11 protein-coding genes are annotated in these 12,890 nt (G+C 71.0%); 5 read left to right on the top strand and 6 right to left on the bottom strand.

What is annotated here, in order from left to right:
• The first annotated feature begins 198 nt into the window (after positions 1-198).
• From tkt to pgl, 5 genes are read left to right on the top strand one after another with little or no spacing between them, the layout of a single operon-like run.
• Positions 199-2,301 carry a transketolase gene (tkt, locus tag ABZ861_RS04055; protein ID WP_361623255.1) on the top strand — a complete coding sequence of 701 codons (2,103 nt, stop codon included), beginning with the start codon at positions 199-201 and terminating at the stop codon, positions 2,299-2,301.
• 34 nt (positions 2,302-2,335) lie between these two features.
• Positions 2,336-3,454 carry a transaldolase gene (tal, locus tag ABZ861_RS04050; protein WP_361623252.1) on the top strand — a complete coding sequence of 373 codons (1,119 nt, stop codon included), beginning with the start codon at positions 2,336-2,338 and terminating at the stop codon, positions 3,452-3,454.
• A gap of 4 nt (positions 3,455-3,458) precedes the next feature.
• Entirely contained in the window at positions 3,459-4,997 is a 1,539-nt protein-coding gene (zwf, locus tag ABZ861_RS04045) for a glucose-6-phosphate dehydrogenase (RefSeq protein WP_361623249.1), read from the top strand.
• Positions 4,994-6,049, top strand: a complete 1,056-nt coding sequence (gene opcA / locus ABZ861_RS04040) for a glucose-6-phosphate dehydrogenase assembly protein OpcA (protein WP_361623246.1) — start codon at positions 4,994-4,996, stop codon at positions 6,047-6,049. Before zwf ends, opcA begins: the two co-directional genes overlap by 4 nt.
• Positions 6,046-6,828 (top strand): 6-phosphogluconolactonase, encoded by a 783-nt coding sequence (gene pgl, locus ABZ861_RS04035; RefSeq protein ID WP_361623243.1) that lies wholly within the window; start codon positions 6,046-6,048, stop codon positions 6,826-6,828. Before opcA ends, pgl begins: the two co-directional genes overlap by 4 nt.
• Before the next feature lie 233 nt (positions 6,829-7,061).
• On the opposite strand, the gene ABZ861_RS04030 is transcribed toward pgl, so the two are convergent.
• From ABZ861_RS04030 to gap, 6 genes are all read right to left on the bottom strand, one after another.
• Positions 7,062-8,336, bottom strand: a complete 1,275-nt coding sequence (locus ABZ861_RS04030; protein WP_361623628.1) for an MFS transporter — start codon at positions 8,334-8,336, stop codon at positions 7,062-7,064.
• A 166-nt stretch (positions 8,337-8,502) separates the two neighbouring features.
• On the bottom strand, positions 8,503-8,838 hold the full coding sequence (locus ABZ861_RS04025; protein ID WP_003957010.1) for an RNA polymerase-binding protein RbpA: 336 nt from the start codon (positions 8,836-8,838) through the stop codon (positions 8,503-8,505).
• Between the two features lie 217 nt (positions 8,839-9,055).
• Positions 9,056-9,292, bottom strand: coding sequence for a preprotein translocase subunit SecG (secG, locus tag ABZ861_RS04020; protein ID WP_361623240.1), 237 nt, complete (start codon positions 9,290-9,292; stop codon positions 9,056-9,058).
• Between the two features lie 108 nt (positions 9,293-9,400).
• A complete protein-coding gene (gene tpiA, locus ABZ861_RS04015; protein WP_361623237.1) occupies positions 9,401-10,177 on the bottom strand; it encodes a triose-phosphate isomerase in 777 nt (258 codons plus the stop codon).
• Positions 10,178-10,183: 6 nt separating this feature from the next.
• Positions 10,184-11,395, bottom strand: coding sequence for a phosphoglycerate kinase (locus ABZ861_RS04010; RefSeq protein ID WP_361623234.1), 1,212 nt, complete (start codon positions 11,393-11,395; stop codon positions 10,184-10,186).
• Between the two features lie 185 nt (positions 11,396-11,580).
• On the bottom strand, positions 11,581-12,588 hold the full coding sequence (gene gap / locus ABZ861_RS04005; protein ID WP_361623231.1) for a type I glyceraldehyde-3-phosphate dehydrogenase: 1,008 nt from the start codon (positions 12,586-12,588) through the stop codon (positions 11,581-11,583).
• Positions 12,589-12,890 lie beyond the last annotated feature (302 nt).

The following is a 12,890-nucleotide window of genomic DNA, read 5'->3' as shown; positions in this document are numbered from 1 at the left end:
GTATTCAGTTGCCGAATATGCCGATCGGCCAGTCGGGAGGCGGATTTGAAAGAGTCCCGGCACTCTGTGATGACTCGAAAAATGGCACGTCTTTGCGGGGGTAGGCTCGACGAAGCCGGCCGACGCGGAGAACGCCGGCAGCCGGTATGCGGACACGTGTACCGGCATCCGACATGTGGAGAGGAGCCCTGACCCAGGGTGAGCACCAAGCCGACCACCACAGACCTCGAGTGGAACGAGCTGGACCAGCGGGCGGTGGACACCGCGCGCGTCCTTGCCGCCGACGCCGTACAGAAGGTCGGAAACGGCCATCCGGGCACGGCGATGAGCCTGGCGCCCGCCGCCTACACCCTGTTCCAGAAGGTGATGCGGCACGACCCGGCCGACCCGCAGTGGGTGGGGCGCGACCGCTTCGTGCTGTCCGCCGGCCACTCCTCCCTGACCCTCTACACCCAGCTCTACCTGGCCGGTTTCGGCCTGGAGCTGGACGACCTCAAGTCGTTCCGCACCTGGGGCTCGAAGACCCCCGGCCACCCGGAGTACGGGCACACGGTGGGCGTGGAGACCACGACCGGACCGCTGGGCCAGGGCGTGGCGAACGCGGTGGGCATGGCCATGGCCGCCCGCTACGAGCGCGGACTGTTCGACCCGCAGGCCCCGCAGGGCGAGTCGCCCTTCGACCACTACATCTACTGCATCGCCGGCGACGGCTGCCTCCAGGAGGGCATCTCGTCCGAGGCGTCCTCGATGGCCGGTCACCAGAAGCTCGGCAACCTGATCCTGCTGTGGGACGACAACCACATCTCGATCGAGGGCGACACCGAGACCGCGGTCTCCGAGGACACCGCCAAGCGCTACGAGGCCTACGGCTGGCACGTGCAGCGCGTGGAGGCCAAGGAGGACGGCGACCTGGACCCGCAGGCGATCTACGCCGCGATCCAGAAGGCCAAGGCCGTCACCGACCGCCCGTCCTTCATCGCCATGCGCTCGATCATCGCCTGGCCCGCCCCGAGCGCGCAGAACACCGAGGCCGCGCACGGCTCGGCGCTGGGCGAGGAGGAGGTCGCGGCCACCAAGCGCGTCCTGGGCTTCGACCCCGAGCAGCACTTCGAGGTCTCCGACGAGGTCCTGGAGCACACCCGCGGCGCCCTGGAGCGCGGCCGGCGGGCCAAGGCGGAGTGGGACGAGTCCTACCGCGCCTGGCGCGAGGGCAGCCCCGAGCGGGCCGCCGAGTACGACCGCATCGCCAAGGCCGAGCTGCCGGCCGGCTGGCACGAGAAGATCCCGGTGTTCGAGGCGGGCAAGGCGGTCGCCACCCGCGCGGCCTCCGGCAAGGTGCTCCAGGCGCTCGGCGAGGTCATCCCCGAGCTGTGGGGCGGCTCCGCCGACCTGGCCGGCTCCAACAACACCACCATCGACAAGACCTCCTCCTTCCTCCCCGAGGGCAACCCGCTGCCGGAGGCGAACCCCTACGGCCGCACCATCCACTTCGGCATCCGCGAGCACTCCATGGGCGCGGAGCTGAACGGCATCACCCTGCACGGCAACACCCGCGTCTACGGCGGCACCTTCCTGGTGTTCTCCGACTACATGCGCAACGCGGTGCGGCTGTCCGCGCTCATGCACCTGCCGGTGACGTTCGTGTGGACGCACGACTCCATCGGCCTGGGCGAGGACGGCCCGACCCACCAGCCGGTCGAGCACCTCGCGGCGCTGCGCGCCATCCCGGGTCTGAACGTCGTCCGTCCGGGCGACGCCAACGAGACCGCCCTCGTCTGGGCCGAGATCCAGCGCCGCTGGACCAAGGAGTACGGCAAGGGCGCTCCGCACGGCCTGGCGCTGACCCGTCAGGGCGTGCCGACCTACGAGCCCGACGAGAACGCGGTGCGCGGCGGATACACGCTGTTCGAGGCCGAGGACGCCGACGGGCAGAGCGCCGAGCCGGCGCTGATCCTGATGGCCACCGGTTCCGAGGTGCACGTGGCGGTGGAGGCGCGCGAACGGCTCCAGGCCGACGGCGTGCCCACCCGCGTGGTGTCGATGCCCTGCCTGGAGTGGTTCGAGGAGCAGGACCAGGGGTACCGGGACAGCGTCCTGCCCCCGGCCGTGCGGGCGCGTGTGGCGGTCGAGGCGGGTGTCGGGCTGTCCTGGCACAAGTACGTCGGGGAGGCCGGACGCATCGTGTCCCTGGAGCACTTCGGCGCCTCCGCCGACGCCAAGGTGCTGTTCCGCGAATTCGGTTTCACCGCCGAGAACGTGGCTGCCAAGGCGCGGGAATCCCTCGCCGCCGCCCAGCGCTGACGCTCGTATACGACCTGTAGGAGATGCAATTTCCATGACAGACGCACTCAAGCGCCTCTCCGACGAAGGCGTCGCGATCTGGCTGGACGACCTGTCGCGCAAGCGCATCACGTCCGGCAACCTCGCCGAGCTGATCGACCAGCAGCACGTCGTGGGCGTCACCACCAACCCGACGATCTTCCAGAAGGCGATCTCGCAGGGCGACGGCTACGACCTCCAGCTCTCGGACCTGGCCGCCCGGAAGGTCACCGTCGAAGAGGCCGTCCGCATGATCACCACCGCGGACGTGCGGGACGCGGCCGACATCCTGCGGCCGGTCTTCGACGCCACCGGCGGCCAGGACGGCCGGGTGTCCATCGAGGTCGACCCGCGCCTGGCGCACAACGCCAAGGCCACCGCGGCCGAGGCACGCCAGCTCGCCTGGCTGGTGGACCGCCCGAACACCCTCATCAAGATCCCGGCCACCGAGGCGGGCCTGCCGGCCATCGCCGAGACCATCGGCAACGGCATCAGCGTCAACGTCACCCTGATCTTCTCGCTGGACCGCTACCGCAAGGTCATGGACGCCTACCTGAACGGTCTGGAGAAGGCCAAGGAGCGCGGCCTGGACCTGTCGCAGATCCACTCGGTGGCGTCCTTCTTCGTGTCCCGGGTGGACACCGAGATCGACCGCCGCATCGACGAGATGGGCACCGACGCGGCCAAGGCGCTGCGCGGCAAGGCGGCCCTGGCCAACGCGCGGCTCGCCTACCAGACGTACGAGGAGGTCTTCTCCTCCGACCGCTGGAACGCGCTGGAGCGGGCCGGCGCCAACCGGCAGCGTCCGCTGTGGGCGTCCACCGGCGTCAAGGACAAGGCGTACAAGGACACCATGTACGTCGAGGAGCTGGTGGCCCCGAACACGGTGAACACCATGCCGGAGGCCACCCTGGAGGCGTCCGAGGACCACGCCGACATCACCGGCGACACGGTGACCGGCGGCTACGCGCAGGCCCGCGCCGACCTGGACGCGCTGGAGGGCATCGGCATCTCCTACGACGAGGTGGTCCGGCTCCTGGAGGAGGAGGGCGTCGAGAAGTTCGAGTCCTCCTGGAACGACCTGCTGAAGTCGACCGAGGCGGAGCTGGAGCGCCTCTCCCCCGCGGAGGGCTGACACCTTGTCGCCTCATTCCGGTAGCGGAGCGAACCCGCTCCGTGACCCCGCGGACCGACGGCTCCCGCGCATCGCGGGGCCGTCGGGCCTGGTCATCTTCGGGGTCACGGGCGACCTGTCCCGTAAGAAGCTGATGCCGGCCGTCTACGACCTGGCCAACCGCGGCCTGCTGCCGCCGGGCTTCTCCCTCGTCGGCTTCGCCCGGCGCGACTGGGAGAACGAGGACTTCGCCCAGGTCGTGCACGACGCGGTCAAGGAGCACGCCCGCACCCCGTTCCGCGAGGAGGTCTGGCAGCAGCTCAGCCAGGGCATGCGGTTCGTCCAGGGCAGCTTCGACGACGACGACGCCTTCGAGCGGCTGCGCGCGACGATAGAGGAACTGGACAAGGCGCAGGGCACGGGCGGCAACTTCGCCTTCTACCTGTCGGTGCCGCCCAAGTCGTTCCCGGTCGTCATCCAGCAGCTCAAGAAGCACCGCCTGGCCGAGCAGACCGGCGGCTCCTGGCGGCGCGCGGTCATCGAGAAGCCGTTCGGCCACGACCTGGAGTCGGCGGTGGAGCTGAACCAGGTCGTGCACGAGGTGTTCGCCCCGGACCAGGTCTTCCGCATCGACCACTACCTGGGCAAGGAGACCGTCCAGAACATCCTGGCGCTGCGCTTCGCCAACACGATGTTCGAGCCGGTCTGGAACCGGTCCTTCGTGGACCACGTGCAGATCACGATGGCCGAGGACATCGGCATCGGCGGCCGGGCCGGCTACTACGACGGCATCGGCGCCGCCCGGGACGTCATCCAGAACCACCTCCTGCAACTGCTGGCCCTGACGGCCATGGAGGAGCCGGCCTCGTTCGGCGCGGACGCGCTGGCCGCGGAGAAGGAGAAGGTGCTCGGCGCGGTCCGGCTGCCGGAGGACCTCGGCGGCTCCACGGTGCGCGGGCAGTACGCGGCCGGGTGGCAGGGCGGCGAGAAGGTCATCGGCTACCTCGAGGAAGAGGGCATCGACAAGAAGTCGAAGACCGACACCTACGCGGCCGTGAAGGTGGAGATCGACAACCGCCGCTGGGCGGGCGTCCCCTTCTACCTGCGCACCGGCAAGCGGCTGGGCCGCCGGGTCACCGAGATCGCGGTGGTCTTCCAGCGCGCCCCGCACTCCCCCTTCGACGCCACGGCGACGGAGGAGCTGGGCGAGAACGCCATCGTGATCCGCGTCCAGCCCGACGAGGGGATCACGGTCCGGTTCGGCTCCAAGGTGCCGGGCACCTCGATGGAGATCCGGGACGTCTCGATGGACTTCGCCTACGGCGAGTCCTTCACCGAGTCCAGCCCGGAGGCGTACGAGCGGCTCATCCTGGACGTGCTGCTCGGCGACTCCAACCTCTTCCCCCGCACCGAGGAAGTCGAGCTGTCCTGGAAGATCCTCGACCCGATCGAGGGCTACTGGGACGAGCACGGCAGGCCCGCCCAGTACCCGTCCGGGACGTGGGGGCCTGCCGAGGCGGACGAGATGCTCGCACGAGACGGACGGAGCTGGCGCCGGCCATGAAGATAGACCTGACCGACACCACGGCCGCGAAGATCAACAAGGCGCTGGTGGCGGGCCGCCGGGAGATCGGCACCCCGGCGGTCGGCATGGTGCTGACCCTCGTCATCGTCACCGACGAGGAGAACGCCTACGATGCCCTGAAGGCGGCCGGCGACGCCTCCCGCGAGCACCCCTCGCGCATCCTGGTGGTCATCCGGCGCGTCTCGCGCACCCTGCGCGACCGCACGTCCTCGCGGCTCGACGCCGAGGTGCGGGTGGGCGCGGAGGCGGGCGCCGGGGAGACGGCGGTGCTGCGGCTGTATGGCGAGGTGTGCGACCACGCCCAGTCCGTGGTGCTGCCGCTGCTGCTGCCAGACGCGCCGGTCGTCGTGTGGTGGCCGGTGAACGGGCCGCTCGACCCGGCCGAGGATCCGCTGGGCGCCCTGGCGCAGCGCCGGGTCACCGACGCCTACGCCTGCGAGGAGCCGGTGCGGGAGCTCGCGGCGCGGGCCGACGCCTACACCCCGGGGGACACGGATCTGGCGTGGACCCGGATCACCCCCTGGCGCTCGATGCTGGCGGCCGCCCTCGACCAGGTGGACTGCGAGGTCCGGTCGGTCGAGGTGGAGGGCGAGACGTCCAACCCGAGCTGCGAGCTGCTGGCGATGTGGCTCGCCGACCGGCTGCACGTGCCGGTCAGGCGACTGCCGTCAGCGGGGCCGGGGCTGACCGCGGTCCGCATGGACACCAGTTGCGGTCCGGTCAGGCTGGACCGTGCCGACGGCCGGCTGGCGACCCTGTCGATCCAGGGGCAGCCGGAGCGGGCGGTGGCGCTCAAGCGCCGGGACACGACCGAGCTGATCGCGGAGGAGCTGCGCCGCCTCGACCCGGACGACACCTACGCCTCGGCGCTGCGCTTCGGCGTCGACCGCCTGGACGGCTCCGCCGGCTCCTCCGGTGAGCAGCCCGCCGCGGTCGCCACGGCCGAGGAGGACGCGGCGAAGGCGCCCGCGCAGCGGGCGGCGTCCAAGACGGCCCGTAAGTCCCCGACCAGGAAGGCGGCGGCCAAGTGAGCGCACCCCAACTGGTCGTGCACCGGGACAAGGAGCTGATGGCGCAGGCCGCCGCGGCCCGTCTGATCACTCGGATCGTGGACGCGCAGGCGTCCACGGGGGCGGCATCGGTGGTGCTGACCGGCGGGCGCAACGGCAACGGCGTGCTGGCCGCGCTCGCCGCCGCGCCCGCCCGCGACGCGATCGACTGGGGCCGTCTGGACCTGTGGTGGGGCGACGAGCGGTTCCTGCCGGAGGGCGACCCGGAGCGCAACGTCACGCAGGCCCGGGAGGCCCTGTTGGACTCGGTGCCCCTGGATCCCGAGCGCGTGCACGCCATGCCCGCCTCGGACGGCCCGTACGGCTCGGACGTGGAGGCGGCGGCAGAGGCGTACGCCGAGGAACTGGCCGCCGCGGCCGGTCCCGCGGAGCACGGCGGGGTCCCGGCGTTCGACGTGCTGATGCTGGGCGTCGGCCCGGACGCGCACGTGGCCTCCCTGTTCCCCGAGCATCCGGGGGTGCGGGAGACGGAGCGCACGGTGATCGGCGTGCACGGCTCCCCGAAGCCGCCGCCCACCCGGATCTCTCTCACCCTGCCCGCGATCCACCGCGCCCGCGAGGTGTGGCTGCTCGCGGCGGGCGAGGACAAGGCGAACGCGGTGGCGATGGCCCTGTCGGACGCGGGCGAGATCCAGGCCCCGGCGGCGGGCGCCCGGGGAAGCGCCCGCACCCTGTGGCTGCTGGACACCACCGCGGCCTCCCAGTTGCCGCGGTCGCTGTACCCGCCGGCGTCGGCGTAGCGCCGGGTCGGTGACGTGGGACGGAGGACGGGCCGCACGGCCTGCCTCCGTCCCACGTCGCTGACGTCGTCGACACAGCGCTCGCGTGATGCCGTTCGCGTCATACCGTTCAGCGCCTGCCTCCAAGCCGGATGACATCGGGGCGAGGCGCGTCGGGCCGCGCTTAGTCGGATGAGATCGCGTCGGGTCGAGCTGCGTACGGGCGGCCCGTCCGACTCGGTCCTGACGTCCGGTCAGCGCACGACCTGAGTCGCCGTCAGGCCGCCGGGTGACGCGCCGTCCTTCCCGTGCCGCCGGTACGCGGGTATCAGCGCGGCGACGGACAGGACGAAGAACGCTGCTGTGAGCAGGGCGGGCGTGCCCGGTCCCCAGGCGCTGGCGACGGCCCCGCCGAGCACCGCCCCCAGCGGGGCCCCGGCGACGGCGAGGGTGCGGAACGCGGCGCTGACGCGGCCGAGCAGGTCGGCGGGGCTGCGCTGCTGCATGAGGGTGGTGGTGTTGACGTTCCACACCATGCCCATCAGTCCGAAGACGGCCAGCGCCGCCGCCAGCGCGATCAGGCTGCGCACCGTGCCCATCACGACCAGCGCGGCGATCTGCACCGCACCGGCCAGAAGCACCGCCCGTATGCGGCCCAGCCGGTCGACGATCACCCGGTTCGCCACTCCCCCGGTCAGGCTGCCGAGCGTGTAGCCGGTGGTCGCCGCCGCGTATCCGCCGGGTCCGGCGTGCAAGCCCCGGGTCACCAGGACCACCAGGGTGGCGATGAGGGCGCCCATGCCGACGTTGCACAAGGCGGTGGCGGCGCACAGGGATCTCAGGGCCCGGTCCCGGCCGAGGGTGAGCAGGCCCTCGGCGATCTCGCGGCGCAGGGAGCTGCCCGCCGCTCTGGGCTTCCGCTCGGGTGCGCGCGTGCGCTGCGAGCCGACCAGGGCGGCGGCGGCCAGGAAGGTGACGGCGTCGGCTGCGAAGGGGACGGCGGCGCCCAGGCCGAGCAGCAGCGGCAGCACCGGTCCGCCGAGCATGCCGCCCGCGAGGCGCTGACCGGTCATCAGCCGGGCGTTGGCGCTGCCGAGGGCGTCTCGGTCCACCAGGGCGGGCAGCAGCGCTGTGGCGGCGTTGTCGAAGAGGGTCTGGAGGGCGGTGAGCGCGACGGCGAGGGCGATCAGCAGGGCGATCGAGGCGTGCCCGAGGGCGACGGCCGCGGCGAAGGCGCCGACCAGCAGGCCGCGCAGCGCGTCCACCGCCCACATCGCCCGCCGCTGGTCCACGCGGTCGGCGACGGCGCCGCCGAGCAGGCCGAAGAGGATCCACGGGAGATAGCCGCAGGCCGTGACGGAGGCGATGAGCAGGGGGTCGCGGGTCAGCGAGGCGGCGAGCAGCGGCAGCGCGGCCCCGCGCAGCGCGTCGCCGAAACTGGACAGCACGGCGGCGCTCCACACCCGTCCGAACGCACCGCGCCAGCTCGGACGCACCCCGGTCGCGGCGCTGTCCGCCGCTTCGGCCATGGCAGTCATCGCCGCCCCCTCCCACGGTTCACCGACGCGTCGACGCATCACTGCACCGACGCTCACACCGTAGAGGGCGCCACTGACAACCGGTCAGCGGCGGCCGGCCGCGAGGGCAGAGGAAGCGGGTCCGGCGCCGCGCCGGGCGCCGGCCGGACGCCGACTCCTAGATCTCGCCCCGCAGTTTGGCGAGCGCCTCGGCGAGGATCGCCTCGCCGTCCGCGTCGCTGCGCCGCTCCCGCACGTAGGCGAGATGCGTCTTGTAGGGCTCGGTGCGCGGCGGGTCCGGCGGGTTGTCCCGGTCCTGGCCGGCGGGGAAGCCGCAGCGCGGGCAGTCCCAGGTGTCGGGGACCTGCGCGTCGCTGGCGAAGCTGGGCTGCGTCTCGTGCCCGTTGGAGCACCAGAAGGAGATGCGCAGACGCGGCGCGGACTCGCCGCGCTCGGCCTCGCCCATCGGCCCCGCCCCGACCCGGCTTCCTCGGATCGCGTTGCCACTTGCCACGGTCGTAACTCCCTGCGTGATGGTGCCGCGAAGCGAGGAGGACTTCCACTCCGCTGCGAGCGCCTCAGTCTATGTAAGGCTCAACGCGCGTCCAGTGACGGGAGTTACACCCTCGCCCACAGACGCAAGCCCCATGATAGGCCGCGCTTCGCGGCGCGCGCCGACCATGGGGCTTACGTACGGAATGTGCGGTCCTCGCCGCCCGGCAGGGTGCTCGTCAGCCGCTGGACTTCATCACGATGCCGAGCACGATGATGCACGCGAGCCAGAGCAGGCCGATGACCACGGTGATGCGGTCGAGGTTGCGCTCGGCGACCGAGGAACCGCCGACGGACGACTGCATGCCGCCGCCGAACATGTCGGAGAGGCCGCCGCCCTTCCCCTTGTGCATCAGCACCAGCAGCATCAGCAGCAGGCTGAAGACGATCAGGGCGATCGAGAACCCCAAAACCACGGCTGGACCAACTTCCTCGGATTCGGATGGACGACGGGCCGGGCGGCGTGTTCCGCGCCGCCTGTTCCGGCCCTCGCAAGGGTACGACGGATCGCCGCTAACGCCTACTCACTGCTCGGCGAAGCGAATGATCTTGACGAACTCCTCGGCGTCCAGCGAGGCGCCGCCGACCAGGGCGCCGTCGATGTCCGCCTGCGCCATGATCTCGGCGATGTTGCCCGCCTTCACCGAGCCGCCGTACTGGATGCGCACCTGGTCGGCCAGCTCCTGGGAGTACAGCTCGGCGAGCTTGCCGCGGATCGCCGCGCAGACCTCCTCGGCGTCCTCGGCGCCGCAGACCTTGCCGGTGCCGATCGCCCAGACCGGCTCGTAGGCGATCACGACCGACTCGGCCTGCTCGGCCGGAACGCCCTCCAGGCCGCCCTCGACCTGGGCGAGCGTGTGGGAGACGTGCCGGCCGGCCTCGCGGACGTCCAGTTCCTCGCCGACGCACAGGATCGGGGTCAGGCCGTACTTGTAGGCGGCCTTGACCTTGGCGTTCACCACGTCGTCGGTCTCGTGGTGGTACTGCCGGCGCTCGGAGTGGCCGGCGAGCACGAAGGCGCACTTGAGCTTGGCCAGCATCGGTCCGGAGATCTCGCCGGTGTAGGCGCCGGACTCGTGCTGCGAGACGTCCTGGGCGCCGTACTTGATCTTGAGCTTGTCGCCGTCGACCAGGGTCTGCACGGAGCGCAGGTCGGTGAAGGGCGGCAGGACGGCGACCTCGACGGCGTCGTAGTCCTTGTCGGCCAGGGCGAAGGCGAGCTTCTGGACGTGGGCGATGGCCTCGAGGTGGTTGAGGTTCATCTTCCAGTTGCCCGCCATCAGCGGCGTGCGAGTGGTCATGCGGGGTCAGTCCTCCAGTGCGGCGAGGCCGGGGAGCGTCTTGCCCTCGAGGTATTCGAGGGAGGCGCCGCCGCCGGTCGAGATGTGGCCGAATGCGTTCTCGTCGAAACCGAGCGTGCGGACGGCCGCGGCGGAGTCGCCGCCGCCGACCACCGTGAAGCCGTCCGAGTCGATCAGGGCCTGGGCGACCGCGCGGGTGCCGTCGGCGAAGTCGGGGTGTTCGAAGACGCCCATCGGGCCGTTCCAGAAGACGGTGGCGGCGTCGGCGAGCTTCGAGGCGAACAGCCTGCCCGTCTCGGGACCGACGTCCAGGCCCGCCTGGCCGGCCGGCATCGCGTCCGCGGCGACGACGGTGGGGTGCGCCGGCGCCTTGGTCTTCAGGTCCGGGAACTCGGGCGAGACCACCGCGTCGACCGGCAGCACCAGCTCGACGCCGCTCTTCTCGGCCCGCTCGACGTACTCCTTGACGGCCGGGATCTGGTCCTCCTGAAGGAGGGACGTGCCGATCTCGTAGCCCTTGGCCTTGAGGAACGTGTAGGCCATGCCGCCGCCGATGAGCAGCCGGTCGGCCTTGCCGAGCAACTCGTCGATGACGGCGAGCTTGTCGGAGACCTTGGCGCCGCCCAGGGCGACGACGTAGGGGCGCTTGACGTCCTCGGTGAGCTGCTTGAGGACGCCGACCTCGCTCGCGATGAGGTAGCCGGCGTAGTGCGGCAGCCGGGCCGGGAGGTCGTAGACGGAGGCGTGCTTGCGGTGCACCGCGCCGAAGCCGTCGCCGACGTAGACGTCCGCGAGGGCGGCGAGCCGGTCGGCGAACTCGCCCCGCTCGGCGTCGTCCTTGGACGTCTCGCCGGGGTTGAAGCGCAGGTTCTCGATGACCGCGACCTGACCGGGTTCCAGGCCGTCCACGGCCGCCTCGGCGGCGGGACCGACGGTGTCGTCGGCGAACGCCACCGGCGCGCCCAGGAGTTCGCCGAGCCGTTCGGCGGCGGGCAGCAGCGAGTAGGCGGGGTCCGGGGCGCCCTTGGGGCGGCCCAGGTGCGAGGCCACGATCACCTTGGCGCCCGCGTCGGACAGGGCCTTGACCGTGGGGACCACGGCGCGGATGCGGCCGTCGTCGGTGATGACGCCGTCGGCCATCGGCACGTTGAGGTCGGCGCGGACGAAGACCCGCTTTCCGTCCACGCCTTCGGAGAGAAGTTCGTCGATCGTCTTCATGGAATCGGACTCCTGAGGAGGGGCTCTTGATCGTACGAGGGCTGGTCGATCCGCACGTGAGCCGGGGTGGTGCACCGGCACGGCAACCGGCCCCAGGCCGGTCCCTTCACGTGCGTCAGGGCCCGGACCGCGCGTCGGCGCGCGGTCCGGGCCCTGTGCTCACATCGAAGCGCCTGCTTCGTCGATCAGAGCTGGTCGCCGACGAAGACCGTCAGGTCGACGAGGCGGTTGGAGTAGCCCCACTCGTTGTCGTACCAGCCGATGACCTTCACGGTCTTGCCTTCCTGCACCATCGTCAGGGAGGAGTCGAAGGTGCAGGAGGCCGGGGAGCCGACGATGTCGGAGGAGACGATCGGGTCGGCGGTGTAGTCGAGGATGCCCTTCAGCTCACCCTCGGACGCCTTCTGGAAGGCGGCGTTCAGCTCCTCCTTGGTGACCTCGCGGCTCAGCTCGATGACCAGGTCGGTGACCGAGCCGGTGGGGACCGGGACGCGCATCGCGATGCCGTCCAGCTTGCCCTTGAGCTGCGGCAGGACCAGGGCGGTGGCCTTGGCGGCGCCGGTCGTCGTCGGGATGATGTTCTCGGCGGCGGCGCGGGCGCGGCGCAGGTCCTTGTGCGGGAAGTCCAGGATGCGCTGGTCGTTGGTGTAGGCGTGGACCGTGGTCATCATGCCCCGGACGATGCCGAAGTTCTCGTCGAGCACCTTCGCCATCGGCGCCACGCAGTTGGTGGTGCACGAGGCGTTGGAGATGACGTGGTCCTTCGCCGGGTCGTAGACGTCCTGGTTGACGCCCATGACGACGGTGACGTCCTCGTCCTTCGCCGGGGCGGAGATGATCACCTTCTTGGCCCCGCCGGCCAGGTGCTTGGCGGCGTCGTCCTTCTTGGTGAAGATGCCGGTGGACTCGATGACGACGTCCACCCCCAGCTCCCCCCAGGGGATGTCGGCCGGGTTCCGCTCGGAGAGAACCTTGATCGTCCTGCCGTCGACGGTGATGGTGTCCTCGGTGTGCGTGACCTCTTTCTTGAGGCGCCCGAGGATGGTGTCGTACTTCAGCAGGTGAGCGGTGGTCGCGGTGTCACCCAGGTCGTTGACAGCCACGATCTCGATGTCTGCACCCTGCTCCAGCAGCGCGCGGAAGTAGTTACGACCGATGCGGCCAAAGCCGTTGATGCCTACGCGGATCGTCACGAACCGATCTCCTCGTTGGTACGCCGGTTTCGACGCCGGCGAGCTGTGTTTGGGATGTCCCCGACCAGTGCTGACCCTACCCCTCCGAGGCGCCCGTGATGACATTCGGAGGCCCCCGAAACGGCACGGCGGTCCGTACCCGTCGGTAGGGGTACGGACCGCTCGCCCCGAGCACCCCGAATCACTCGTTTTGGCCACATTCGGTGGTCCTGGGTTGACCGCATTGGTCACTCTTTCGTGAGCACCCCGGCTCAGATGTGAAGCACCGCGAACGCGGCCCGCGCCGAGGTGTCCAGGGGACT

Source organism: Streptomyces sp. NPDC046985 (assembly GCF_040644415.1).
In the GTDB taxonomy this organism is placed as follows: domain Bacteria; phylum Actinomycetota; class Actinomycetes; order Streptomycetales; family Streptomycetaceae; genus Streptomyces.
This window is presented reverse-complemented; position numbering and strand designations above follow the sequence as displayed.

What these genes read in the sequence shown, in the direction of transcription:
- tal (WP_361623252.1), top strand. Translation starts at nt 2,336, where the DNA reads ATGACAGACGCACTCAAGCGCCTCTCCGACGAAGGCGTCGCGATCTGG.
- opcA (WP_361623246.1), top strand. Translation starts at nt 4,994, where the DNA reads ATGAAGATAGACCTGACCGACACCACGGCCGCGAAGATCAACAAGGCG.
- ABZ861_RS04030 (WP_361623628.1), bottom strand. Translation starts at nt 8,336, where the DNA reads ATGGCCGAAGCGGCGGACAGCGCCGCGACCGGGGTGCGTCCGAGCTGG.
- tpiA (WP_361623237.1), bottom strand. Translation starts at nt 10,177, where the DNA reads ATGACCACTCGCACGCCGCTGATGGCGGGCAACTGGAAGATGAACCTC.
- ABZ861_RS04010 (WP_361623234.1), bottom strand. Translation starts at nt 11,395, where the DNA reads ATGAAGACGATCGACGAACTTCTCTCCGAAGGCGTGGACGGAAAGCGG.